The sequence below is a fragment of the Hahella sp. NS-SX17 genome, assembly GCF_057367735.1.
This window is the reverse complement of sequence record NZ_CM170632.1, coordinates 255,587-280,642: the sequence shown is the minus strand read 5'-3', so window position 1 is coordinate 280,642 and position 25,056 is coordinate 255,587. Positions and strand designations below refer to the sequence as shown.

22 protein-coding genes and 1 riboswitch are annotated in these 25,056 nt (G+C 55.4%); of the genes, 9 read left to right on the top strand and 13 right to left on the bottom strand.

All coding sequences use genetic code 11. The annotated features are described in order from the left end of the window. Window positions 1-97: 97 nt before the first annotated feature. Complete coding sequence (locus AC2IBB_RS01355) at window positions 98-1,039, bottom strand: GGDEF domain-containing protein (protein WP_486331127.1); 942 nt, start codon at window positions 1,037-1,039, stop codon at window positions 98-100. 166 nt (window positions 1,040-1,205) lie between these two features. Further along, window positions 1,206-2,078: a MaoC family dehydratase gene (locus AC2IBB_RS01350; RefSeq protein WP_486331126.1), complete on the bottom strand. Its 873-nt coding sequence runs from the start codon at window positions 2,076-2,078 to the stop codon at window positions 1,206-1,208. A gap of 213 nt (window positions 2,079-2,291) precedes the next feature. On the opposite strand from AC2IBB_RS01350, the gene AC2IBB_RS01345 reads away from it, so the two are divergent. Then, a complete protein-coding gene (locus AC2IBB_RS01345) occupies window positions 2,292-3,047 on the top strand; it encodes a substrate-binding periplasmic protein (protein ID WP_486331125.1) in 756 nt (251 codons plus the stop codon). A 23-nt stretch (window positions 3,048-3,070) separates the two neighbouring features. Here the strand turns inward: AC2IBB_RS01345 and AC2IBB_RS01340 are convergent, their stop codons facing one another. The 3 genes from AC2IBB_RS01340 to AC2IBB_RS01330 form a co-directional block, all read right to left on the bottom strand. Further along, on the bottom strand, window positions 3,071-3,598 hold the full coding sequence (locus AC2IBB_RS01340) for a cytochrome b/b6 domain-containing protein (protein ID WP_486331124.1): 528 nt from the start codon (window positions 3,596-3,598) through the stop codon (window positions 3,071-3,073). 14 nt (window positions 3,599-3,612) lie between these two features. Next, window positions 3,613-3,888: a PepSY domain-containing protein gene (locus AC2IBB_RS01335; protein ID WP_486331123.1), complete on the bottom strand. Its 276-nt coding sequence runs from the start codon at window positions 3,886-3,888 to the stop codon at window positions 3,613-3,615. Between the two features lie 120 nt (window positions 3,889-4,008). Beyond that, window positions 4,009-4,524, bottom strand: a complete 516-nt coding sequence (locus AC2IBB_RS01330; protein ID WP_486331122.1) for a GNAT family N-acetyltransferase — start codon at window positions 4,522-4,524, stop codon at window positions 4,009-4,011. Between the two features lie 192 nt (window positions 4,525-4,716). On the opposite strand from AC2IBB_RS01330, the gene AC2IBB_RS01325 reads away from it, so the two are divergent. Next, the gene (locus AC2IBB_RS01325) at window positions 4,717-5,331 is read left to right on the top strand and encodes an FMN-binding negative transcriptional regulator (RefSeq protein WP_486331121.1); all 615 of its coding nucleotides are present in this window, start codon (window positions 4,717-4,719) and stop codon (window positions 5,329-5,331) included. A 20-nt stretch (window positions 5,332-5,351) separates the two neighbouring features. Next, window positions 5,352-5,735, top strand: a complete 384-nt coding sequence (locus tag AC2IBB_RS01320) for an MmcQ/YjbR family DNA-binding protein (RefSeq protein ID WP_486331120.1) — start codon at window positions 5,352-5,354, stop codon at window positions 5,733-5,735. Window positions 5,736-5,748: 13 nt separating this feature from the next. On the opposite strand, the gene AC2IBB_RS01315 is transcribed toward AC2IBB_RS01320, so the two are convergent. From AC2IBB_RS01315 to AC2IBB_RS01305, 3 genes are read right to left on the bottom strand one after another with little or no spacing between them, the layout of a single operon-like run. Beyond that, entirely contained in the window at window positions 5,749-6,234 is a 486-nt protein-coding gene (locus AC2IBB_RS01315) for a pilin (RefSeq protein WP_486331119.1), read from the bottom strand. 24 nt (window positions 6,235-6,258) lie between these two features. Further along, window positions 6,259-7,239 carry a type II secretion system F family protein gene (locus AC2IBB_RS01310; protein ID WP_486331118.1) on the bottom strand — a complete coding sequence of 327 codons (981 nt, stop codon included), beginning with the start codon at window positions 7,237-7,239 and terminating at the stop codon, window positions 6,259-6,261. Between the two features lie 3 nt (window positions 7,240-7,242). Continuing rightward, a complete protein-coding gene (locus AC2IBB_RS01305; protein ID WP_486331117.1) occupies window positions 7,243-8,214 on the bottom strand; it encodes a pilin in 972 nt (323 codons plus the stop codon). Between the two features lie 246 nt (window positions 8,215-8,460). On the opposite strand from AC2IBB_RS01305, the gene AC2IBB_RS01300 reads away from it, so the two are divergent. The 6 genes from AC2IBB_RS01300 to AC2IBB_RS01275 all read left to right on the top strand — a co-directional run bounded on the left by AC2IBB_RS01300 (window position 8,461) and on the right by AC2IBB_RS01275 (window position 16,351). Continuing rightward, window positions 8,461-8,760 (top strand): hypothetical protein, encoded by a 300-nt coding sequence (locus AC2IBB_RS01300; RefSeq protein WP_486331116.1) that lies wholly within the window; start codon window positions 8,461-8,463, stop codon window positions 8,758-8,760. Between the two features lie 78 nt (window positions 8,761-8,838). Continuing rightward, window positions 8,839-9,060, top strand: a riboswitch (cobalamin riboswitch). Between the two features lie 125 nt (window positions 9,061-9,185). After that, window positions 9,186-12,047 carry a ribonucleoside-diphosphate reductase subunit alpha gene (locus tag AC2IBB_RS01295; protein WP_486331115.1) on the top strand — a complete coding sequence of 954 codons (2,862 nt, stop codon included), beginning with the start codon at window positions 9,186-9,188 and terminating at the stop codon, window positions 12,045-12,047. Window positions 12,048-12,075: 28 nt separating this feature from the next. Beyond that, the gene (locus tag AC2IBB_RS01290; protein ID WP_486331114.1) at window positions 12,076-13,293 is read left to right on the top strand and encodes a ribonucleotide-diphosphate reductase subunit beta; all 1,218 of its coding nucleotides are present in this window, start codon (window positions 12,076-12,078) and stop codon (window positions 13,291-13,293) included. A 303-nt stretch (window positions 13,294-13,596) separates the two neighbouring features. After that, on the top strand, window positions 13,597-14,388 hold the full coding sequence (locus AC2IBB_RS01285) for a hypothetical protein (protein WP_486331113.1): 792 nt from the start codon (window positions 13,597-13,599) through the stop codon (window positions 14,386-14,388). A 164-nt stretch (window positions 14,389-14,552) separates the two neighbouring features. Next, window positions 14,553-15,398 carry an SDR family NAD(P)-dependent oxidoreductase gene (locus AC2IBB_RS01280; protein ID WP_486331112.1) on the top strand — a complete coding sequence of 282 codons (846 nt, stop codon included), beginning with the start codon at window positions 14,553-14,555 and terminating at the stop codon, window positions 15,396-15,398. Between the two features lie 38 nt (window positions 15,399-15,436). Continuing rightward, on the top strand, window positions 15,437-16,351 hold the full coding sequence (locus tag AC2IBB_RS01275; RefSeq protein ID WP_486331111.1) for an AraC family transcriptional regulator: 915 nt from the start codon (window positions 15,437-15,439) through the stop codon (window positions 16,349-16,351). A 109-nt stretch (window positions 16,352-16,460) separates the two neighbouring features. On the opposite strand, the gene AC2IBB_RS01270 is transcribed toward AC2IBB_RS01275, so the two are convergent. The 5 genes from AC2IBB_RS01270 to AC2IBB_RS01250 all read right to left on the bottom strand — a co-directional run bounded on the left by AC2IBB_RS01270 (window position 16,461) and on the right by AC2IBB_RS01250 (window position 25,055). After that, window positions 16,461-18,248 (bottom strand): PKD domain-containing protein, encoded by a 1,788-nt coding sequence (locus AC2IBB_RS01270; RefSeq protein WP_486331110.1) that lies wholly within the window; start codon window positions 18,246-18,248, stop codon window positions 16,461-16,463. A 385-nt stretch (window positions 18,249-18,633) separates the two neighbouring features. Beyond that, window positions 18,634-19,821 (bottom strand): tetratricopeptide repeat protein, encoded by a 1,188-nt coding sequence (locus tag AC2IBB_RS01265; protein WP_486331109.1) that lies wholly within the window; start codon window positions 19,819-19,821, stop codon window positions 18,634-18,636. Beyond that, complete coding sequence (locus tag AC2IBB_RS01260) at window positions 19,818-21,857, bottom strand: DUF3857 domain-containing transglutaminase family protein (RefSeq protein ID WP_486331108.1); 2,040 nt, start codon at window positions 21,855-21,857, stop codon at window positions 19,818-19,820. Before AC2IBB_RS01260 ends, AC2IBB_RS01265 begins: the two co-directional genes overlap by 4 nt. 109 nt (window positions 21,858-21,966) lie before the next feature. Further along, a complete protein-coding gene (locus AC2IBB_RS01255) occupies window positions 21,967-23,664 on the bottom strand; it encodes an amidohydrolase (protein WP_486331107.1) in 1,698 nt (565 codons plus the stop codon). Further along, a complete protein-coding gene (locus tag AC2IBB_RS01250) occupies window positions 23,661-25,055 on the bottom strand; it encodes a sensor histidine kinase (protein WP_486331106.1) in 1,395 nt (464 codons plus the stop codon). The genes AC2IBB_RS01255 and AC2IBB_RS01250 overlap by 4 nt, the downstream gene beginning before the upstream one ends. Window position 25,056: the final 1 nt, after the last annotated feature.

The window sequence follows — 25,056 nt, the reverse complement described above, 5'->3', positions numbered from 1 at the left end:
CGCGCTCTGCGGTCTTTTTGCGATCTCATGACAAGCGCAAGAGCGCGCGACGCTGACGGCGGATGGTCGCAGATCCTTTTCCTGTGATGGCTAGGCGTCAGGGTCTTTTCATGTGGTAGGCCGCCACCTGGTTTCTGCCATTGTCTTTGGCTTGTTGTAAAGCCACTTCCGCTTGTTTGAAAAGCTGTTCGAAGGGGGTATCGCATTCACCGATACACAGCCCGATGGAGGCGGTGACGCGAACCTCAGGATCGTTGTTCGCCGGGCCGGTGAAAATCATGGCCGCTATCGACTCAATGAGGCGCTCTGCTATCTGCAAACCAACTTTATCATTGGCCTGACTGAGGAAAATAGCGAACTCCTCGCCAGCGATGCGTCCGAACACATCGTACTCACGCAATGCGTCCCGGGTGAGTTCGGCGACACGGCGCAGTATTTCATCTCCAACCGGATAGCCGCAGCTGTCATTGACCTTTTTGAAGTGATCCATGTCCAGCAACATCAGCGTCATCGGCGCGCCGGTGCGCCAGCAGCGATTCGCCTCGGCTTCCGCCGCTTCAAAAAAGCCGCGATAGTTGGATACATGCGTGAGCTCATCCGTCATCGCCATATGGCGTAACTTCTGATTGGCGTGATTGATGCGGCCTTCCAGTTGCTTCTGCGCGGTGAGGTCGCGGGCGCGCACCAGCATCCGGCCTTCTTTGTCGATCTGCTCCGAGAATAAAAACCAGCGTCCGCCGCTGATCTCCACCTCATAGCTGCGGAACTGACGTGTGCGACGTAATTCCTGTGCGTAACGCAGCCAGCCCTCAAGATCATCGGACTCAATGTGAATCCCTTGGCGGGTGCTGTAACAGCGTTCGGCCAGACGACGAAAACTGAAACCAGCCAGAAAGTCGCGCTCGGCATTGAATAATCGGGCGAATGCGGCGTTGCAGTAAACAAGTAGGTCCTGGTCGCTGAAGAGGGCGTAAGCTTCATCGCTGCTTTCTATAAAAGCAAACAGCGTATGTTCCAGATCGTTGACTTCGCTGGACATGAATTAAGGCTCCACGGCGGGTGCAAAAAATAAATCGGAATCAGGCGTTAAGCGCTTTCTGACGCATAGTCCGGCATCGGCGCACTGTCGCGCGACAATATAGCGCTTACTAATTAAGTAGCATACTTTTCAGGATTATTCCGCCGCGGGATACGGCGGAACAGCTTCAGCCCAGCTTGTATTCTATTTCAGCGGAGACGCTGGGGGCGTTGGAGCGACTGCCCAACGTCACCATGGTGCGGTTGTCGAAAGGGTGGGCCCACAGGGAAAGGTCATTGGGCACGTAGACGGGGCGCGTGAATTTCAAGGACGCCTGACGAATCTCACGCTCGTTCTGATTGCTCAGGTAGCCCATGATTTTACCCACCGAATACATACCGTGCACGATCGGCCGCTTCATTCCGCACAGGCGCGCGGTCCACTGGTAGAGGTGGATCGGGTTGAAGTCGCCGGACAGCCGCGCATAACGGCGAATATCGGCGCTGCCGAAGTAGAAGGTAGTCTCAGGAGCGGCGTCTGATAGCGGCGTGCGCGGTCCGCTGCGGGTGGGGCGGTGATTGCCGGGATGTTTGCTGAGGTAGTGGTTGATCATTTCCACCGCTACCTGACCCCGGGTCCAGATCTCCGTCGTGATCGTGAAACTTTGTCCGTGAGCGCATTCTTCCTGGCCAGATAAGTAGGCGCGCACTGTCAGGCGGTCCTGGGCGGATATGGGGAAGCGCTGAATGAATTTGACGCCCAGGTGCACCAGTCCCAGCAGTTTGAGCGGGAATTCCGGCCGGGTCAGCAGGGTCAGCTGGGGCTTTTGTGTAAAAACATAGAGAAACGGCAGGGGCGCGCGTTCAGTTTGTCGGTATTGCGGACTAAACTCAAAGAAGTGGAGATATTTATCCAAATGGTTGCGGCAAAGAGTGATATCAAAAACCTCAACGCATAACTCCGGCAGACGAGTGTAGGTCAACTCCCGCTTCAGCAGCGTCTTGGCGTACAGCGTCAGCAGGTCGGGTAATTGGGGTTCGGTGTAGCTTACTACGTGCATAATACTCTCTTCTCGCCGCCGGCCGGTGGTCGAATGTGCTCATTCGTGACATCCCGGTTGTCTGTTATAAAGTTGTCTGTTGTAAATATGTAACCTTTTGTAAAGTTGCTATATAAATAGATTAAAAAAGAATCAGCTACAATAGGCTTTTGGGTTGGTGGGATCGGCCGAAAGGATGATAAGGCGCTTTTATCATTGCGGAGAGAACGCCAAATGAGACTGTCAGTTTTGGTGCTTAGTGGGCTGCTCACACTACTGATGATGCAGCCGTCGGCGGCGGAAATATCGCTTGTGCTGGCTTCGCAGGAGGATTTCAAGCCATATGAATGGCGCGATGGCGACCAAATCAAAGGACTGGATGTGGATATCATCGAGGAAATGGCGCGTCGCCTGGGCTGGAAGGTCGAAATCAAGCTTTATCCCTGGAAACGGGTTTTGCACGAGATCGCGGCGGGCTCCATTGATGGCGGCTTTTCCGCCTTTCGCACGCGGGAGCGGGAGGAGTACGCGATCTTTCTTGATCCCCCGGTGCATCTAAGCACCTATTGCGTGTTTGTAAATCGGGAGCGACCGATGGTGTTTTACAGCCTGGAGGATCTGGATGGCAAGGTATTGGGCAAGAATCTGGGCTTTTCTATCAACTCGGAGTTTGATTATGCGCAAAGGCGGGGGCGCTTTGAGGTTATCGAGAAATCCATGAGCCATAATCTGCGTTTGCTCGCCGCTCAGCGCATTGACGCGGTGATCGGCAATGAGCTGGAAGTTGATTATATGGCGCGAGAGTTGGGACTGGATGAGCAAATTGTGGCCTTGCCGACGAAAATGGCGTTAGATACGCCGGCCCATCTGATTATTTCCAGAAAGTCGCCGCTGGCCAAAGACCCGGAAATACTGCGGCGAATGGAAGACACGCTGCAGCGTATGCTGGAAGACGGCGCTTACGCTGAGTTTCTGCAAAAGTATCAGTAGTCGCTGATTCGGGTCGTCCGCGGTTACTCGGGTTTGTTGACGTGTTTCTTACCGGTGACCATGGCGGCGATGAGATTCTCTTTACCGGCGCGTGAATACAGGATGACTGCGGCGATATGAATAAGTATGAGCGCCATCAGGCCGTTAGCCAGCCCTTCATGGATATCTTCCAGCCAGTCTTCGCCCCAGAATGCATCCAGGCTCATCATCCAGCCGCTGACGGCCAGCGCCGCCACCAGGAGCATGAGTGCGAGAATCATCAGGCCCCCCATTGGGTTGTGGCCTACTGTCTGCGGTGGTCTACCGGAGAGAAGCCCGCCTACATAGCTTTTTAGCCGTGTCGGCGTAGGAAAAAAAGACCGGAAGCGCGCGTGGGGCGTCCCTATAAAACCCCATAAGACTCTGATCGCAATCGCGCCTCCGGCGTAATATCCCACCCATTCGTGCCAGGAACTGCCGTCCTCCAGTATCCACAGATTCAGAATGCACGCTGTGGCTAACGTCCAGTGAAACAAGCGGACCAAAGGGTCCCAGACACGAATGGTTTGCATGGAATGCTTCCTCCTTAATCTGTTTCTGTTTTGATGGCGTCGCCGTTAACCGGGTTAAAGTAGACCTCCACTTTCTGGCCCTGGTTGTTCCAGCCATAGATTTCGTAGCAACCCGTGTCTGTTTCTTTAAACTTCTTGATCTTGTAACCCTGATCCAGCAATGACTGTTTGAAGACTTCCTGATCCTGCCAGGCGGACTTGGGCTCAGTGGTGCAGGTCGGGTCGGCGAAGGCCGAGGTGGTGGATAGACTCAGGGCTGTGGCGAGTAAGGCGATTGAGATTGATTTCATAAATCTGTTCCTTGTGTGAAGGTCTTGTTTAACGACAAGGAGCAGATTAAAGGGCGAAACTTAAGGGAGGCTTAAGGCAAATTCAGGTTGCCAAGAAAGTGCGAAAAAACGGAAGGCCGCTTAGCGCGGCAGCGCCAGACCCATCAGTGTGACGCTGTAGAGCGTCTGGTCCATTTCCGCCACATCGGGCAGTTCTCCCCAGCATTGGAATCCGTGCTTACGAAACAGAGCGAGGCTGGGCGCGTTATGCGAAAAAATCACACCAATCAGCGCGGTGACGCCAAGCTGAGGCGCCAGCGCGATGGCGTGCGCTAAAAGACGCGAGCCCAGTCCTTTGCCGCGTTGCTGCGACGCGAGGTAAATGCTCAGCTCCGCCGTGTGACGATAGGCGGGGCGGGAGTGATAGGGCTCGAAACTGATCCAGCCAAGGAGAGTGTTGTTCTGTTCCGCCACTAGCAACGGGCGCTGTTCCGTATGCTTCAGAAGCCAGTCCCGGCGACTTGCTGCGGACACTTCTTCCGTATCCGCCGTCACTTGTCTCGACGCAACTGTGGAGTTGTAGATATCGACGACGGCGCGCAGATCCGCCTCGTGAGCGGGACGTAACTGAAAATCTTCAAATACGGCGTGAAGCATGTAATGTGATGTCCTTAATCCTGAGTATTGCGAAGCGTCTGGACGTTATAGCGCAAAAATTTATTATCGAAAAGCCCGCTGGCGAGTTGTATTAGCGCGGGTTAAAAACGCTATATTATTCAACCTAATGCGTTAGTCGCCATCAGGCGCGGCGTTTTACCTACATTCCGTGCAGTCAGGGATATTTCGACTATGTACATGCCTGCTTCGTTCAAGGTGGAGGAGCGCTCCGCCATGTTGGATTTTATTGATCGCTGGAGCTTTGGCGTTTTGATGACGCTGAAAGCCGGGATGCTGGAGGTCAATCAGGTTCCTTTTATACTGGACCGCGAGAATAACCGTTTGTATGGCCATCTGGCCCGGCAGAACGATCAATGGAAGGCGCTGGACGGCGCCGACGAAACGCGGGTGCTTTTTCAGGGACCGCATGCTTATGTGTCGCCGGACTGGTATGAGAGCGCAGGCATGGTTCCGACCTGGAACTTTATGAGTGTGGAAGTGCGCGGACGCTCAACGCTATTGCCCCCTGAGCGCCTGCCCGGGCTGCTGGAGCAATTGAGCGACAAGCATGAAGCCGCATTTGATGAACCCTGGAAAATGAGCAAAGTTCCTCCCGCCAGACTGGAGGCGATGATGAAAGCCATTGTTGGCTTCAGCATTGATATCGAAACCTTGAACGGCAAATTCAAACTCAGCCAGAATCGTAACCCGCAGGACAGAGCCGGTGTCATCGCCGGGCTGTCGATGCAGCCGGATGAAAACTCCCGGACGATCGCGCAGCAGATGCAGTGGCTGCAGGAAAACTGACCACAACTGGAGGCGATAACATGGATTACGCGGCGGCCAGAGAGGCGCTATTAAATAAACCCGAAGCCATTGAGGATTTTCCGTTTGGACCCGATGTGGCGGTATTCAAGATCAAAGGCAAAATGTTCGCGACCCTTGGCGTGGAAGACGGAGAAGGACGCATGAATCTGAAGTGCGATCCGGTGGAAGCGCTGGCGTTGCGGGATATCTTCCCCTCCGTGACGCCGGGCTATCACATGAATAAAAAACACTGGAATACGCTGGCGCTGGATGGCGGAGTACCGCCCGGAGAGATAGGGCGAATGATAGATAATTCCTACGCGCTGGTGGTCAAAGGCCTCACCAAGGCGGAGCGTCAAGCGCTGGAGCTGCGTTACGGCAGGGAAACCCTGTTCCCCGCCTAAGCGTTTTCGGCATTCAGAACCGGCAGTTGGAGGGCAGGTAAGCCGGATCAATATCCGTCTTGTTGGCGCCGACGGCCTCCATACCCTCGACGGCGGGGCTATGTCCGCACAACCAGGTCATTGGGCTGGCGGGGCTGCCAGTCACGATGGCGGGGCGAATGGTGAGATATTTGTCCTGCAGACTTTTGTTCACCTTGTTGCCCAACTGAACATGAAAAGCGCCGTTCTCCAAAGTGATGTTCTTCACAAAATTCCCCAATAACTTGTTGGGCGCAGGCATGCCCGCGGCGGCGTTGTCGGTGGGAAAATCGCCTTTGTATTTGTAATACTCTTTCACCTGATCACGCAGTTCGCCCACGATGGTGACGGCCTCGGTGACCTGCGCCCGCGTGACGTAGACCTGATAACTGGGCAGGGCGACGGACGCCAGAATGCCAATGATGGCGACCACGATCATTAATTCGATGAGGGTGAAGCCGTTTTGCGCTGTGTTAGTCATAATTCTGCCTTTGATGAATAACCGTTAAAAAGCGGAGCCTAAGCTGAATAACGGGAGGTAGACGGCGATGATGGCCGCCCCCACCAGTATGGCGATCAGGGTGCTGACGCCTGCGACGAGTTTGGTTTTGAAGGAAGTCAGCGCCGCGGCGTACGCGACGTTGAGTCGCTCGAACTGATACGCCAACTCCTGCTCCAGCGCGCCAGTTTTCAGGGCGATCAACAGATCCAGGTAGTCCGGTTGTGAGAGCTTGTCTTCCAGGCTGGCGCTGGAACAGAGCTGCAGCGCTTCACGTAAGGACGTTTCCGTATCCATACCGGAGCGGTTAAGCAGGTAGGCGTTGGCGAGCCAGATATAACGCAGATGGGCTTTGGCGATGGAGGACAAGCCTGGGAGGCGTTGTATGAAGTCCGGCATGGGCCTCAATCGTCGAATACAACCGACCGTCTTGAATCCAATCCAAAATAGCGGAGTCAAACCGATCAAGACGAAGATCCAGACCGACTGAAACGCCTCCAGGCCGGATATCAGCGCTATCGTAAATGCTGGCAGCTCCATGTTCATTTCACTGTGGAACGCCTGAAATCCAGGCAACACCTTGATGAGCAGGACGCTGAAAATAAAGATGGCGATCATTAACAGAACAAAGACGTAGCCAAGCAGACTTTGCAATCCGTCCCAGACGCCCCGCCAGGAGACTTCCATAGCCTGAGAGTGGCTGATGTAGTGTTCCAGAAAGCCGGGTAGCGAGCCGCCTTTGGCGCGCACAATGGCGGCGAGGCGACTTATGTCGTAGTAGGGACTGTCCTGATAAGGCGTCGCATGTAAGCTGACGTCACCCTGCAATACTTTTTTCAGTTGCTCAACCTGAGGTTGCGCGTGAGCCGGCAGGAGAGGCTTCAGTCGGGCCAGCGCCTGCTCCAGAGAAAGCCCCTGCTGAATCTGATGGTTCAAGTGCCGCAATAACTGGCTCAGATTTGAGTTTGGCGAAGAAATAAGGATCACGGTTTAACCTCTACAGATATAAGGGAGTTGCTCCGGAGGCAGCGAGCTTTTGTCGTCGCCGTAGATTTTGCGTGGACCCGAGTGGGCTGACGCGCATGTCCATCCCAGAGTGCGTAATGCGCCATCGGGATTGCTGACAACCGGTCGAAAGCTGATGGTCCTTGGCGCTTCTCCTGCGCGAGGGGAAAGGGTGAAGTGCAAGGCGCCGTCTGTATCCAGTTCAATATGCTGGAAATAAGTCGGCTCGACATTACTCAAAGCGTGAAGCCCTTCTCTGTCCGGCCAGACGCCGGAGTAAGCGTACGTTTCCGCTATGTCCAATCTGGTCCCTTCCAGCAAGCCAAAGGCCTCGGTCAGGCGGGATTTGATGATCCCGTTACGTCCGGCGTCCAATGCAAACGTCAAAGCGCTGCAAACAACGGCGATGCAGGTGAGTATCTCCAGCCAACGAAAGCTTCCGGCAGTCTGAAAAGATGGTTTTAAAGCGAGGGGCGCGCCGCCAGGTCGCGGCGGCGGGCTGGTTTCGAGTACAGGAACGCCAGCGTTCGACTGGGTTGGAACAGCTATGAACTGCTGGTTGATCCAGCGCGCCCGCCAGTTCAAATAGGTCAGGAAGAAGAAGGAGGGCAGGATAAATAAAGGATTCAATACCTGTGCGAGCGTAGCGGCGGTTATCGCCACCGCAAGATAGAGCGCGCTGGTCCATGGGCCAAGCAAAGGGTCAGAGCGACCCGCCAAGGAGGAACTGCGTGCGAGATTGCCAACCAGCGACGGAATAAAAAAGTAAAAGAATAATCCTCGCAGCGGCGGCCAGATGGGGTCTCCTGATATGAGCCGATACTTGCGCCAGTTCATGTAATGCCAGAACAGCTCATACGCGCTCAGCGTTACCACATACAAAAGACAGTGCAGCCACATAGGCGGCGCAAAATAAGGCGTCAGTGTTTCTTTGAAAAAGCGGCGGCGTTCAGGCAAAGCCAGTCCTTAATGCGAAGCAGAAAATTATTAGCAGTTTAGCTGATTTGCGTCCTGAACTACTTTTGATTCAGGTAATTACCCGTTTATTTTCTTGGGATGACAATGAGGTTGGGCAAACTTCGCCTGCAAGGCAACCTTGATAATCGTGGATATGTTAATGTGGCCGTTAGGAATATCAGTGCGGTTTAGCTGTATTGACTGCGTCGGTTTACTGTTTAGAATAGCCGCCTTTTGAGAATTTCCATGGATTTGAATCTAGTCATCGGCGTCTTGATTGAGAGCGCCTGCCTGTTCGTTGCGGCTAAGATACTAAAAGTCTCGCTGGCGTTTATTGAAGCGTTCTTGATCGTTCTTACGGCGGCATTGATTGTGTACTTTGTCTATGGTCTTCCTGGTTTTCTTCTCGCGATTGGGTTTTATTTGGTGGCGTTGAAGCTAATCACCAAAGCGGATGCTTATTCAGAGATTTTTATTCTCACGCTCATAGGATTAGGCGTCCAGGCGCTACTGAAAAAGTTTTTATTCGCCGTCGTTTTAGCCTGATTCTCTCCAATGCGGCGATGGCCGTGTAGCATCTCCTTTCCTCTATATCTAGTATTTACTTTTAATAGTTAAAACAATATATTGTGCCTCAGCTATGGTTCACGCCTGTTCACAGGTTGTGCTAAGAGGGAATCCGGTGAGAATCCGGTACTGACGCGCAGCGGTGTGGGGGAACGAAGGCGACGGGGGCGAAAACGCCCACGCACTGTCCGAAAAAGGATGGGAAGCGGTCGCCGTAGGTTCGCAAAAAACGTGTAAACGCCCCCGAGTCCGAAGACCTGCCATGCTGAAGTTATTCATGCCTTCGCGACTCAGGGTAATGATAAAGCGCCGCTTTGTGCGAGGCGATTTTCGTCCTGTCTGCGCGTCGCTTTATGTCCCGGTTCGTGGAGGTTTGGCCAGAACACGCGATAGAGGACAATTCCATGACCGGCAGTTTTTCGTCCCCCAGCGAGGCGCGCGCCTCCAGCTCCCCATCTGTTTCATCCGAGTCACACACTCATAACGCCCTGCTGCAGGTGATCAAACGCACCGGTCAGGCTGCGCCGTTTGACGACCGCAAAATCGCTATGGCGGTGACCAAGGCGTTTTTGGCGGTGGAAGGACAATCCGCGTCCGGCTCGCCCCGTGTGCGGGATTCCGTAGAAAAACTGGTTAAAGATATCGTCGCGCGTCTGCGTCGCCGCAGTCCTGAAGGCGGTTCGGTGCACATCGAGGAAATCCAGGACCTGGTGGAATTGGGCCTGATGCGCGGCGGTTTCCAGAAAGTGGCCCGCGCCTATGTGCTGTATCGTGAAGAACACGCCCGTCAGCGCGCGCCGGCGCCAAGCGAACAGGCGGGGGAGGCGCATCCCGATATTAATGTGAAGTTCGCCGACGGGACGGAAGCGCCGTTGAACATGGGGCGTCTGCGCACGGTGATTGGCGACGCCTGTGCGGATCTGGACGGCGTCAGCGAGGAAAAAGTCCTGCAGGGCGCATTGAAAAACCTGTACAACGGCGTCAAGCATAAAGACGTCAACGCTGCACTGGTCATGGCGGCGCGTCCTCTGATCGAAGAAGAACCCAACTATTCCTATGTTTGCGCCCGTTTGTTATTGGACGGTCTGCGCGAAGAGTCTCTGAGCTATCTGAATATTGCGGCGTCCGCGACCGAGGGCGAGATGGCGGAACTTTATCCGACTGCTTTCCGCGCTATCGTTGAACGCTGCATAGAGCATGAATTGTTGTCGCCAGAACTGCTGAAATTCGATCTGGAGCGCCTGGGCGCCGCGCTCAAGCCGGAACGGGATCGTCAATTTACTTACCTGGGGCTTCAGACCCTTTACGACCGCTACTTCATCCACTGGCGCGAGACCCGCCTGGAATTGCCGCAGGCGTTTTTCATGCGCGTTGCCATGGGATTGTCGGTGCAGGAAGATGATCCCAACGCCCGCGCGATTGAGTTCTACAACCTGTTGTCCTCTTTTGATTACATGTGCTCTACGCCGACGCTGTTCAACGCGGGGACCAATCGTCCGCAGTTGTCTTCCTGCTACCTGACGACGGTGCCGGATGACCTGGAGGGAATTTACGGCGCGATCAAGGACAATGCCCTGCTGTCCAAATGGGCGGGCGGTCTGGGTAATGACTGGACGCCGGTGCGTTCTCTGGGCTCCCACATTAAAGGCACCAATGGTAAGTCCCAGGGCGTGGTGCCGTTCCTGAAAGTCGTCAACGACACGGCGGTGGCGGTAAATCAGGGCGGCAAACGTAAAGGCGCGGTATGCGCTTATCTGGAGTCCTGGCACCTGGATATCGAAGAGTTCCTGGAACTGCGCAAAAACACCGGCGATGAACGCCGACGCACCCATGACATGAACTCCGCCAACTGGATTCCTGACCTGTTCATGAAGCGGGTGTTCGAGGACAAGGAGTGGACGCTGTTCTCGCCCAGCGATGCGCCGGACCTGCACGATGTATACGGCTCCGCTTTTGAATCGCGCTACACCCACTATGAATCTCTGGTGGAAAGCGGCGCTATCACCCTGTTCAAGAAAGTGTCTGCGCAGAACCTGTGGCGCAAGATGCTCTCCATGTTGTTCGAAACAGGCCATCCCTGGGTGACCTTCAAGGACCCTTGCAATCTGCGTTCGCCGCAGCAACACGTTGGTGTGGTGCATTCCTCGAACCTGTGCACGGAGATCACTCTGAACACCAGTCAGGACGAAATTGCGGTGTGTAACCTGGGCTCGGTCAACCTGGTCAACCACATTCGCAATGGCGAAATCGATCACGACCGTCTGCGCAACACCGTGTATACCGCGGTGCGCATGCTGGATAACGTTATCGATATCAACTATTACGCGGTTCCCCAGGCGCGCAACGCTAACCTGCGCCATCGCCCAGTAGGCATGGGCCTGATGGGCTTCCAGGATGCGCTGTACAAGCTTGGCCTGCCATACAGCAGCGTTGAAGCGGTGCGCTTCGCCGATCAATCCATGGAGCTGATCAGCTATTTTGCGATTACCGCGTCCTCCAATCTGGCGAAAGAACGCGGTCGCTACGAAACCTATGCAGGTTCTTTGTGGGATCAGGGCGTTCTGCCTATCGATTCTCTGGATCGTCTGGAGCAGGAACGCGGCGCGGAGTTTTGCACTCTGGATCGCGGTCACAGCCTGGACTGGGCGCCGGTGCGTGAGCTGGTGAAAAAGCAGGGTATGCGTAACTCCAATGTCATGGCGATTGCGCCTACTGCGACGATTTCCAACATTGTCGGCGTCTCCCAGTCTATTGAGCCGACTTATCAGAACCTGTTCGTCAAATCCAACTTGTCTGGCGAATTCACCGTGATCAACCCCTGGCTGGTGCAGGAGTTGAAGGCGCGGGAACTGTGGGATTCCGTCATGGTTAACGACCTCAAATACTTCGATGGTTCCGTCGCACAGATCGACCGCATTCCAGAAGACGTCAAACAGCTGTTCCTGACGGCGTTTGAGATTGATCCTCGCTGGTTGGTGGAGGCGGCCTCCCGTCGCCAGAAATGGATTGATCAGGGGCAGAGCCTCAACCTGTACATGGCGGAGCCCTCCGGTAAAAAACTCGATAACCTGTACAAGCTGGCCTGGTCCCGTGGCCTGAAAACGACTTATTACCTGCGCTCTCTCGGCGCCACGCAAATGGAGAAAATCTCTTCCGGGGCTTCCCAGAGCGACAGCGCCAAACCTGATGTTGACAACACTGAGAGTCAGGAGCCGCAACCGAAGTTCTGCTCGATTCTCGATCCGGACTGCGAAGCCTGTCAGTAAGCGACGATAACAACCAGGAGCTATGACCATGAATACCGAACTGATGAAGCAGAATGCTACCCTGTCGGACTGGGACGATCCTCTGGCGGTGGCGATTCCTGCGGTGTCGACAAATGCTTGCGTCGCCACCGATTCTCCCGTTTCCACCTCTCCCGCCGCGGCGTCAGCCGCCGGGGGGGGGGCTGTCAGCAAGACTGAGCCGGCTCCTGTAGAAGAGCCGGCGTTAGCAGAGGTTCCGCAGCAGCTGGACCCGGTCAACCCCGACGACAAGCGGGTGGTGAACGGCATGACTGACATCAACCAGCTGGCGCCGTTCAAGTATCCCTGGGCGTGGGAGTTTTTCCTCAACGCCAACAAAAACCACTGGACGCCTCTGGACATCAACATGTCCCAGGATGTGTACGACTATCACCACAAGCTGACGCTGGAAGAGAAGCATGTGTATGAAAACGTGCTGGCGTACCTGACCACGTCCGACATTCTGGCCATGCGCAATATCGGTCTGGCCGTGATGGAGAAAATGAGCGCGCCGGAATTACAAATCTATCAGGCGCGGCAGGTGTACGAAGAATCTCTGCATACCTGGACTTATCAGCACTGTATCGAAACCATTGGTCTGGATCAGAGCGAGATCTATAACCGTTACCGCGTCACGCCGGCGATCTATCGCAAGATCAAGATGGGCAACGAGCGTATCAGCGCGCTACTGCGCCCAGATATCAATCTGCGTAACCGGGATGACCTGGAAACCTTCGTGATGGCGTATATTTTCTTCGCCGGTATTTTCGAAGGCTGCTGGTTCTACAATGGGTTCAGTCCCATCTTCGCCTTGCAGCGTCGCGGATTAATGAAAGGCACCGGCGAGCAGCTGCAATACATCATGCGCGACGAAGTCATGCACTGCGCTTTTGGTATCCGTGTGGTGAAACAGATCATCAAAGAAGAAGGCGTCACCCTCGATCCCAAAGCCATCAAAACGCTGTGGGAAGAAGCTGAAGCGGCGGAAACCGGCTACGCCCACTTCCTGCTGAAAGAACCCATTCTGGGTTATACCGCGGAAGACCACATTGAACAGTTCCGCTTCATCGCCAACCGCCGCGCTAAGCAGCTTAAGCTGGACGAACCATTCCCCGGCGCCGGTAACGCACTGCCCTGGCTGGACGAACAGGCCAGCATGCGTAAAGAGAAAAACTTCTTTGAAACCCGCGTAACGGAATATCAGACCGGGGCGTCGTTGCAGTGGTGAGTTTGAGCATCAAGCGCTCGAAATAGGAATTGTAGTTATCACAAACCGAGCCTGAGCCTCGCGAAGTTAGCGAGGCTTTTAGCTTCTGGTCATTTCCCCGCCTGCCATTTATGGCATTGTTCAGCGGCAATGCACTCCTCTCAGTTAACCTGTTTTTCCTCTTTCTGAAGATGCGACTGGCGTTATCATGCACCGGCCGGTTTTCGTCCATACTTATGTACGTTAAAGCGTTGGCTCGATATGTATGGCGATAACTTGTTGTCGTGAGCAGTCGGGTTGTCCAGATGTTAAAAGGGGTTGATTTTGTTTGGATTTTTTAAGAAACCTATTGTCAGTGAGGAAGAACTTAATTGGCAGATAGACACCTACAGGTGGTTGTTGAACAACTATGGCAAAAGGTTTCGTGACGGCACTTATAAACTGGTTAAGCCTAACAAGGACTTTTTCCCGGATGAGTGCGCCTCTCCTGAAGAGGTCTTTAGAAAAACCTTCATAAGAGTCAAAGGCCTGTGCGGTCTGAAAGACTGGCCCTGTCGCCTTGAGCCCCAAGAGGAAGATCCTGACACGGTCTTGGCCCCCACTTTAAGGGTGAAAGGATCGCCAAACAGTCCGGCAGGGACATTTCGAGAGGCTTATCGTGGTTCGGCAGTTATTACCTTTAACCCCAATTTAGTGAATAACCCAGAAAGTCTTGTAGCGACCTATGCGCATGAACTGGGGCATTATCTGACGTATAACTGTCAGGTCGCGCCGCCTGGCGGCTGGGAGTGCTGGGAGCATGCCACCGACCTGACGGCCATATTCATGGGGTTTGGAATATTCATGGTGAATACGGCGTTTGTGTTCAGACAATTCACCAATGCGGAATCCCAAGGCTGGGAAGCCCGCACCCTGGGTTATATGTCACAAGAGGAAAGGGTAAACGCCCTCTGCATTTTCGTACTGCTTCAAGGCATCGACGTGAATGAGCCCTTGCCCTATTTAAAGCCCCAACTACGCAGAACCTATAAAAAAGGCATTAAGCATCTGAAAGAAGCTGAATGCCTGGAAGTTATTAAAAATACAGGGAAAATCCTCAGGTTATTGAAGCTGTAAAAACCCGCTGATATAGAGACGTCGTCACTTTTATGCACTCCGGTACCGTCCCATGTTGTGGAGTATTGTGCAAAGAGTTAAGAGAATCTTGCTAACCCTCTGGTCACTGCAGACTGCATTCTGGTACTCGCTTTCTACAGTCAATTACATCTTGGAGGTTGAGCATGTCTGATAGAAAAAACAAAACCTGGTTTATTACCGGGGCTTCTCGCGGGTTGGGATATGAGATTGCTGCCGCGGCGCTGGCGGCGGGAGATAATGTCGTGGCGACCGGGCGCCAACTGGATGCGCTGCGCAAGGTATATGAGCCTGATGAGCGCTTATTGCTGCTGGCGCTGGATGTATGCAGTCATTCCCAGGCGGAGGATTGTGCGAAACAGGCGGCGGCGCATTTTGGCGGCGTTGATATCCTGGTGAATAACGCTGGATATGGTCAGTTGGGCGTCTTCGAGGAGGTGGCGGCTGACAAAATTTCCGCTCAGTTTGAGACCAATGTATTTGGATTGATGGGCGTTACCCGTGCAATATTGCCCTACATGCGGGAACAGCGTCAGGGACGTATATTCAACATTTCCTCAATCGGAGGAGCGATAGGTTTTGAGGGCGCCTCGGCGTATTGCGCCACCAAGTTCGCGGTGGAAGGGTTTTCTGAATGTCTGGCTGCGGAGGTGAAACAGTTCGGCATTGGCGTCACCATTGTTCAACCCGGCTTTTTCCGTACGGATTTCCTGGACGACAGCTCAATCAGTTACGGCGACCTGAGAGTGAGCGACTACGAACAGTATTCCTCCGCTGTTTTGGGGGGCTATCGGAGCCGTAATCACCAGCAGGCGGGCGATCCGGCCAAGTTGGGCGAGGCGCTGGTGAAGCTGTCTCGAGAGGAAAACTGTCCGTTAAGGTTCGCTGCGGGCTCTGACGCAGTTCAGTACCTCGGCGTTGCATACAGCGCACGCCAGGAAGAAGTGGATAAGTGGGCGTCGTTATCGGTAACGACAGATATACAGGAATAACTGACGCGTAAGCGCGCAGATAAAACGGGATGCTGGGTATGTCGGAAATCTTTGATCGGATTAAAGAATTGGCGCGCCTGATTCAATGGCATTGCCCCACGGACGGCGTGCGGGAAAGCGACATTCCCAGGCTCTCGTTTATCCGCTCCTCATCACCCACGGAACCGGTGCTCGCGGTCCATCAGCCCGCCGTATGTATTGTGGCGCAAGGCGCGAAGAAAGTGATATCAGGGGAGCAGTTATTCAAGTACGACGCCGCCCATTATCTGGTGGTGTCGGTGGATCTTCCCATCGCCGGACAAGTGATGCAGGCGTCGCCTGAGCAGCCTTATTTGTGCGTGCGACTGGATTTGGACCTTACTATTCTCAGTGAACTGATCCTGGATGAAGGGAGCGTCGATAATGGCGCGCCGCATCAAAGCGTTGGCGTCAGTCTCGTGACGCCGCGCCTGTTGGAGGCGGTGATCCGGTTAGTCGCACTGCTGAACGACAATCCTAAAGACATCGCCGTTCTGGCGCCGCTGGCGGAAAAAGAGATTTTATATTGGCTGGCGAATGGCGATCAGGGTGGGCTGCTGCGCGAGATTACCAACGGGGACAGCCGATTACGGCAGATAAGCAAAGCTATTCAACATATCAAAACCACGTTTGATCAGCCTTTTGATATGGATGAACTATTGAAACTCACCTGCATGAGCGCCTCCTCCTTCTTCCATCACTTCAGGGCCGCCACCCACATGACGCCGCTGCAGTATCAGAAACAACTGCGGCTGCTGGAAGCGCGCCGCCAATTGTTGCTGGGCGACCAGGACATCTGCAACATCGGCTATGGCGTCGGCTACGACAGTCCCTCGCAATTCAGCCGCGAATACGCCCGGCTGTTTGGCCTGCCTCCTTCCAAAGACCTGGCGCGAATAAAGAGCGCCGACTCCTCTCAATACTGGCTGCCTTAGCTGACCTATTGTGCTGTAACGAAAAAGCCGACCGTGCAAGGACGATCGGCTATTGAGTACTTCAGAGCCGTTGCTTCAGGCTACTGAGTAGTAGGTGAAGGCTGGCGGATCACTCCAGTTCGCCTGTTAGATCCACCCCTGAGTAATCGCGGTAGGCGCGGATGCTGATGTACCAGTCGCCGGCGGCGGGGTTGTTGATGGCGCAGAGTTCGTTGTTGCCGTTGGTGTAGGGACGGCAGTTGTACTGGGAGGTGGTGGGCTGGGCGCCTTGGCGGACGTAGAGGTCAGCGTCGCCGGAACCGCCGGAGATGGTGGCGGTGAGTTTGCTCATGCCGGACGGGACGGACAGTTTGTAGTGCTTCCAGTCGCCAGTGTTGTCGGAGAGATTTTTCTCTTCGATTCTTGGCGTGTCTCCCACGGCGACAGTTTGCGTCTTGCTGGCGCTGTTGCCGTCGTTATCCGTGACGCTGAGGCTGACGCTGTATCCGCCAGCGCTGGCGTAGGTGTGGGTCGGGTTGCGTGAGATGGAGGAGTTGCCGTCGCCGAAATCCCATTGCCAGCTGACGATTTCACCATCGCTGTCTGAGCTTTCGTCGCTGAAGCTAACGTCCAGTTTATCCACTGTGTATGCGAAGTCCGCCACAGGATCGCCATTGGGTATTTCATTGTCGCCAGCGGGGATTTGATTATTGAAGTAGCTGGCGACCTGCGGCCAGATTTTATGAATCAACACGCCCTGATTGGGACAACCGCCGAAATGATGCAATGCAATGACGCGATTCGTTTGCGCGGCGAGTACGGGCGACCCGGAACTGCCGCCTATGGTGTCGCAGTTATAGCCCATGTCGGTGCCGGTCCCGCGTCCGTTGGCGGAAGGTCTGTCCACCCGGCACAGGCCGCCGCTGTTCTGGTCGCTTTCAATGGAAAGCTCCTTGGGATTGCCGCTGCCATGCTGGGGGATGTAGATGCGCTCCTGATTGGTGGCGGGACGCACGTCCAGACCAAAGTAACCGAATGACTGGATGGAGGAGAAGCTGTTGACGGTAAACAGGGTGTAGTCCAGCTCGTAGTTGGTGGCCAGCATGGTGGCGCCGGTCACTACTTTCGTTCCCGCCAGTGAACCGCTGCCGCAGCTGGTGCGCTGATAGTTGAACCAGACCTCTGTATTGGCTACGCCGGACTGAGACGAGACGCAATGGTTATTGGTGAAGACCCGGTTGTCGGGGCCGACGCGCCAGGCGGTGCAAAGACTGGAGCCATTCACCAGGATGCGCGCCACCGGGCGTGAACGTTCATACTCTTGCGGGTGGCTGTCCGCCCAGCACTGCACGTCGCGTCTTTCATTGACGCCGCAGGTGGAGAAGGCGCTCGCCTGCTGACTCATCAGCTCGTCGATCTCTTCCTGAGGAAAGCCCTCCATGACGGAGTCGACTTCAATCTTGTAAGTCGCCTGGCCGCTGGCGCCGGGAAAATACTCCACGATAGCGGTTGGCCCAATGACGGAAAGCGCGGCGAAAGAGGCTGTTCCATCATCGCCTTCGCGCAGGGTATGCAATGATGGGCTGGCTCCGCCGTAGCGATGCGCGATATCTCCCTGAGCGTTACGCACCACGACGTAGCTGCCCTCAGGTATGTCGAACTGCGAGAAATGCACTTTGATAAAACTGGCGTCTTCTCTATGGATTGTTATGCGGCGATCGCTGATCGCCTGATAGGCGCTTGCGCTCTCACTCCTTAGTTGGCGTTCATCCGTCAGTAACCCTTTGAACTGAGTTTCCGAAGCAATGGTGATGGGGGGTTGGGGGGCTGCGACGGCGTCGTCTGACGCGGCCTGCAAGTTGGCGGATAGTGTTAAGGACAAAGCAAGCCCGGCGACCCAAGCTATTTTTGTTTTCATAAGGTCCTCTCACATTAGATAGTTAATTCCATTTTCCTAGCCTTAGCGGCGCTTTTAACCCTACCTCTTACGTGAATGGATATACTCAAACGGAATATTTATAGTTATTGGTATTCTAATGGTACAGCATAGCCAACTTATTCGAGCAGTTAGAAAAGAAGTGATAGTTTCTACAATTTAATCTAAAGGGCGGGGCGTTTATGCTCGAAAGGAATGAGCGGCGGCGTAAACAGCCTGTCAGGAACGATATGGGCTGAAGACCGGTTTCAAGCCCGCGCCGGGGTGCGGATTCTAACGCCGGATACAACAACGCCGGCCGCTCATACAAGCGGCCGGCGTCTCAGGTAATGGCGTAGTGCGCGGGTTCTGACGAATACGCGCAGTTTTAGCCTTGTTTTAGCCAGTGACGAAAATCTTCCCGCTCCAGTAAGGGGGCAAAGCGCCCATCCTCGCGCAGAGAGGCTTCGTCAAACTCATAACTGAAGCGCTCTTTCAGGACTTTCAAAGTGTCCCAGGCGACATCGAGCCGGTCAGTTTTAATGAGAGCGAGGGTGAGCGTGGAGTAACTCGGCTCATAGTAAGAATCGCTGCGGATGGCTTCATAGGAAAGACGAATCGCCTCGTCGTACTTTTCGCTGAGCAGCTTGATGCGCGCCAGCTCGTCCAGGATGCCGGCGTCTTTCAATCCCGTCTGCTCGATCTGCGCTAGTAAATGTTCTGCCGCCGCTTGATAGTTTTCCAGGTGGAGATTGCGGTAATAAAGCAGCCACTGGTAGTTGGGAGAAGTTCCCAGTCGCTCGTCCAGTACTGCGGTCTGTTCTAGAAATCCCGCCAAATCCCCTGCGTTAAAGAGTGACTCCGCGTAGAGCAGCTGCAGGTAGTCATCAGTGCGGCGCTCATCGGCGAAACCCTGGAACACGCGATGTATCTCTTCGGGATTGTTGGACTTGGCGACCTTGCCAAGCTCAAGCATGAGCGCTTGTTTGGTGGGGTTTCTGTCCAGATTGATCCGATAGCTCAAGGACAGTCCTTGAGCGATGCGGTAGCTCAGGTCGTACACTGACAACCAGTTGTGATAATCGGTAATCCGATATTCCCCTGACGCGTCTCTGCGGTAGTAAACAGTCAGATACCCCAGGGTTTCGTCATCCAGCCGATAGGTAATGCGAAACTGCTCCGGGTCGATGTTGACAACCTCGTAGTAGCCGGTTTCCGTCGGCATATTGAGGAGGCTTTCGGCGACAATGGCGTGATAGGTGGATAACTGCGTGTCGATGATTCGACGCTTGGCGCTGGGGCGAAACGCAGCGGGAAGATCAGAGCGATCAATGGCTTTGCCCAGCAGCTCATGCATGTCCACCATGTCGACGATCCTGTCGGCGTCGCGCTTGTTCAGGCGTTCCTGTAGCTGGCCTGCGAACTCGTTGATGGAGCGGGAAGGGTAGTTCGCCTGATCTTCTGTTGCGGCGGCTGTATTGTCGCTGGTGGTGGGCTGCGTGGCGCAGCCGACGACGAACAGTGAGAGCGCCAGAACGGCGCAGTGTTTGATTACCCAGTTTCCAGAACGGATCATTGCGGCGTCTCCAAACCATATACCATTGACTGAATCGACGAGATAAAGTCTGCGAAGCGGGACTTATCGTCCGCTTTATGACGGGTCACCTGATAATAGTGCTCGCCGGAGTCGTTGATCTGCTTCTTCAGGTCCAGAAAAGTCTGGGTTTCCGCCGCAGGCATCGCCGTGCGCTTGAACTCCAGTTCGTGGTGCAATTTCAGAGTGCGGCCGAGATAATCTTCCTGATAGAAGTAGTTGAAATAGTCGTTGCTCACGCTGGCTTTGGCGGCCTGATCGGAAAACTTCAGGGCGGACGGATATTCCAGGGAGATATCGTGCACGATCCTAACAGGCCCGGGTAGATTGAGAGGGCCTGCGCGGCGCGTCACCGCTGGGCTTTTTACGTACTCGAACAGTGAGTAGGCGTAGAAGCGGGTGGCGTGTACGCTGTCCTGACGGGCGTAAAAATCATTGATGCGGTAATGCTCGTCAATAAAGAAGCGGTTGTTGGCGCCATCATCGGTGATTTTAACCGGCTCCAATTGTTCTGCGCCCGGATACAGCTTCTGCATGTAATTCAACATGTCCTGACTGAACTCGCGCGCGGACTTGTTGGCCAGACGCTGGCGCATGCGATCCGCTTCTATTCCGGTGTATTCCGTGGTGATGAAATGCTCTACGGGCGCGCTGTAATCAATGACCTTGAAGCGCTCGCGAGTGATCATGCTGGGCGTGGCCGCCACCTCCGGCAGACCGACCTTGACCAGTTCCCGCTCACTGGGATGGCCGATGACCAGCGCTTTGCCGTAATCGTAGTATCCCAGGGTATTCAAAGAGCCTTTCTGGTAGCGACGGGTGGGGTCCAGCCAGTAACGCTCGCCATCCAGCTCCACCAGGGTGATGACATGATCGAAACCGCCGGGCGAGGGCGCGATTTTATCGACGCCGGAAGCGATCTCCCAGGACACCAGGGCCGGGTAAGCGTCGATGCCGATGCTTCTGAGCAGGGACACCAGCAGCAGGGTTTTGTCTTTGCAGTCGCCGTAACGGTTTTCAATCACAGTGTCCGGCGCGCGGGGCAGGTGAGAATTCTGGCCTAACTCGATGCCCAGATAACGGATTTGTTCCTGTGCGAACTGCAGCGCGGCGATCACCGCCTGCTCTTTGGGCATGCTTTTCAGCTCATCCCGCAGGTCGCGCAGTTCTTTGGATTTGATGGGGCGCGTCGCATACAGAGGCTCCGCCCAGCGAATCACGCCATCCCAGTCCGGGAAGTCCGTCAGGCTGATAAAGCTGCCCGGTTCGTAGTCCAGAGGGTAGTCGCCTTCGTGATAGTAAGCGGGCACGTCAGCGTCATCCCATACGTAAACGCTGGACTTGCCATAGGCGCTGATCGCGGGCTGGGCGTCATACTTGACTGAAGCGATACGCAGTTCGCGGCCCGGCGGAGCGATGATGCGGGTGTACAGGCGATGCACCGGCACTTGCCAGGACATGGACAAACCTTGGAAGTAGTGATCGCCGAACACCGGGTTGCGGCCGACGATGGAATAACTGTAGTCCACCACGTCTCCCACCCGGGTGCCTTTGACGAATACCACGCTGGTCACATAGCCGCTGAACATTTCCTGGCTCAGTTCCGTTTCCTCTCTGATCAGGGTGATGCTTTGCGGGTCCAGGCGGTTGATGATCTTGCCTTCGCGGATAACGTTCAGCTTATGCCAGACCAGCTGCTGAAAGTCAGGGTTATAGGTAACTTTGAGGTGGGAGATTTCCTCCAGCCCGTCCAGATTGTTGGCGCGTTCGACAAAGCGAAAGAAATATTGGGGCGAACGCGATGCGGCGCTGGTCTGGCGGTCCACCAGCATATATTCGACCGGGCCGTTGCTGGATTCAGGGGCGGCTGGCGCTTCTATGGATTCCACCCATTTTGGGGCGGCGGATATGTCGTAGGTATAACCGTTGGATTTGTGGGTTTGGCCGTTGGCCTGGCAGGCGAGCATGACGCCCAGGGCGGCGAGAAGGCCATAAAGTCTGCCGGAGAAGCGATTCATTCGTCTTCCTTGTGAGTACATCAATCAAAAAGGGTAGGCGGCGCAGTTTACCACGTACCCCGTAGCATGTGAGCGGTCAAATTGTAAACAAATTAAGAATGTCGCCGCGTCATTCCGCGGTGTAAACCTCCTCGCCCCGCAACCAGGTCATCAACACCTGCGCCTGACGGATGTCGTTGGGGGCGGCGTTGAGAATATTCCTGTCCAGCATCACAAAGTCAGCGGATTTGCCGACGCGGATGGAGCCGGTGATCGCTTCCAGCCCCAGGGCGTTTGCTGCGTTGATGGTGTAGGCGTCAATCGCGGCGGGGACACTGGGCAGTCCGCGATCTTTGAGCTGCACCGCGTTGGCGATGGCGGCCATCGGGTTGATGGGGTTGACGTTCCAGTCGCTGCTGAGGGTGACATTGGCGCCGCTGGCGTACACATCCGCCAGGGGAATAAGTCGATGCGACCGTTGTTTCCCGATCAACGGCTCGGCCCAACTATGGTCCGCTGCGCCGACATAATCGGAGCCTACCTGAAAATCCGCGTCCACTCGCAGGGTTTTGAAGCGGTTCAGGTCGCTGGCGTCCACCAGCTCTACATGCGTCATGTTGTAGCGGCGCTGTGAGCCGGACTCGCGGGCGGCGGCGATGGCGTTGAGACTCTCACGCACGGCGCCGTCGCCAATGGCGTGGATGTGCGCGCCATAGCCCAGACGATCCAATTGGATCAGCCAATCCTGCATGACTGCCGGAGGCAGATAGTTAATACCGTAGGGGGATTGAGGAAAATAGGTGAAATCATAGGGCTGCAGGGTTTTCGCCGTGCCATTGATGAGAATGCCGTCGCTGTACATTTTTACCTGGTTGACGATCAACAGACCGTCTGGGTCCGGGTTGTAAATCGAACGTAGAAACGCCAGCTGTTCTTGTTGCGGCACATGTGGGTAGATCCAGGGGCGCAGGGATACGCGGGCGGTCAGCTCGCCGTCGGCGGCGACGGCGCGCCACACCTCATACCAGCCGCGCTTCCAGTACAGGCGACCGTCGCCGATGGTGGTGACGCCGTGACGCGCAGCTTCCGCCAGCCCGTTCAACAGGCCGTCGTAGCTGACTTCGAACTTATTACGCAGACTATTCCAGGCCTGCTCCATGATGATATCGCCGGCGTTATCCACAAGGACGCCGTTGAGCGCGCCGGTTTGCGGATCTTTCATGATTTTGCCTCCCTGCGGGTCTGGCGTATCAGCGTTGACGCCGGCAAGGCGCAAGGCGACGGAGTTGACCCACATGGAGTGAGAAGTCTGCTCCATGATCACCACCGGGCGGTCCGGGAAGATGCGGTCGATCACTTGCAGAGGGGTTGGGCCTTCACCGTCCAAGGTGGCGTCTATGGTGTGACCCCAGCCGATGACCCATTGCCCGGGCTGTGAGGATGTTCGACAGTGCTGCAGGTAGGGGACTTGTTCGCTGGGCGTCAGGTCCGGGGCGAGTTCGCAATCGCCGCCAGCGGAGGAGGCGGCCTCGAAAACATGATTGTGGTTATCGATGAAGCCGGGTAGCAGTAGTCCGCCTTTCACATCAATAATCCGGGTGTTTGCATCCAGTAACGCCTCAATGTCCGCCGTCTCTCCCACTGCGAGTATCGTCCCGTTACGCACCGCCACCGCCTGCGCCATCGGTTTCTGTGCGTCAGCGGTGTAAATCACGGCGTTGATAAAGGCCAGATCGGCGCTGTTATCACCGAGAGTCGCCGCTTCGATAATTGGCGCGTTTATGGAAAGTGTCAGCAAAATCGTGGCGCATGCATTTGTCTGGTTCATTGAGTCGGCTCCTTGGGCCAGCACAGGCTGAAGCAAGCGCCGCCTTGCCGGCTGTCAGTGACGCTTACGGTTCCGCCATGCAGTGTGGAAATACTTTTTACGATCGCCAGGCCCAGACCGGCGCCGCCGGAATCCCGGGAACGGCTGGGGTCGAGACGGGTGAACGGCTCGAAGACGCGTTGCCGCTTGCCGGGAGGCACGCCGGGGCCGTCGTCATCCACCTGAATTTCGAAGTGGGCGTCGGTCAAACGCCAGCTGATTCTGACGCTGTGGTCGGCGAAACGGGCGGCGTTTCTGATCAGGTTCACCAGTGCGCGAGAAAACAGGCGCCGGTCCGCCCATACCTGAACTTCCTGTATGACGGGGTCTGTCGGGGTGATGAAGGCCACCTGCGGATGAATGTTTCGCTGTTTAAGCAGGATCTCCTCCACCACGTCCGCTACCGTCACCGGCTCCCGTTGCAATTCGCCGCGGCCATGTTCGAGGCGGGAGTAGCTGAGGACCTCCTTCACCAGTCCGCTCAGCTCGTCCAGAGCGCCGCTGATTTCCTGGTGCAGGGCGCGGATGTTCTCCGCATCCGGGGTGAGTTTATCGGTGGCGTCATCCGCCAGATCCAGCGCAAAGCTGATGCGCGCCATTGGGCTGCGGAATTCGTGGGCGACGCCGTGCAGCAGGTCGCGCAGGTCGTCGTAGTGGCGGGCGCGGCTTTCCTTTTCACGGGCGATATGGCGCTCCACCGCCGACGCCTGTCGCAGCAGATCGGTCGGGGCGGCGGTTGGAACGGGGGTGGCGGGGCCGTTGAAGAGTTCGCTAATGCGTCGCAATGCGGCGCTCACCTGTAATATAGCTTCACCCAGCGGACGTTTTATATCGCTAAGCAGCAGGTGTAGAACCACCGCGAGCAAGCTCAGATAGAGAATGACGTAGCCCGCCAGCCAAGTATAGAAAGAGCCGCCGCTTTCCTGTTCTTTGAAGACCGCCTCCAGTGTCATGTCTTTATTGGGAATAGCGGTCTTTACGCTCCAGGAACCGGGCGAACTGCGCTCTGTCACCAGATAACCCGCCGCCTGCAGACGTTGACGCTGCGCCAGGGGCAGGGACATATCTTTGTTTTCAAGTATGGAGTACTCAATCAGCTCGTAAGAGGGTTGCAGTGAAATATCTGCATTTTCCAGAAGATCTGATGCGGCGGAGAGCATCTGGTCGCCAGCGTTTGTCTTGTTGGACGAAGACAATTCGCTGGCGATGTCCTGCAGCCCTTCGGCGGAATGCTTGCGCGCTTCTTCGGCGGTTAGCGCATTTTCCCACCACAGCAGAGGATAAGCCCAGTCGTAGGCGATGAAGCAGACACAGAACAACAAGGCCAGGGTGGCGTAAAAGCGTAGAAACATG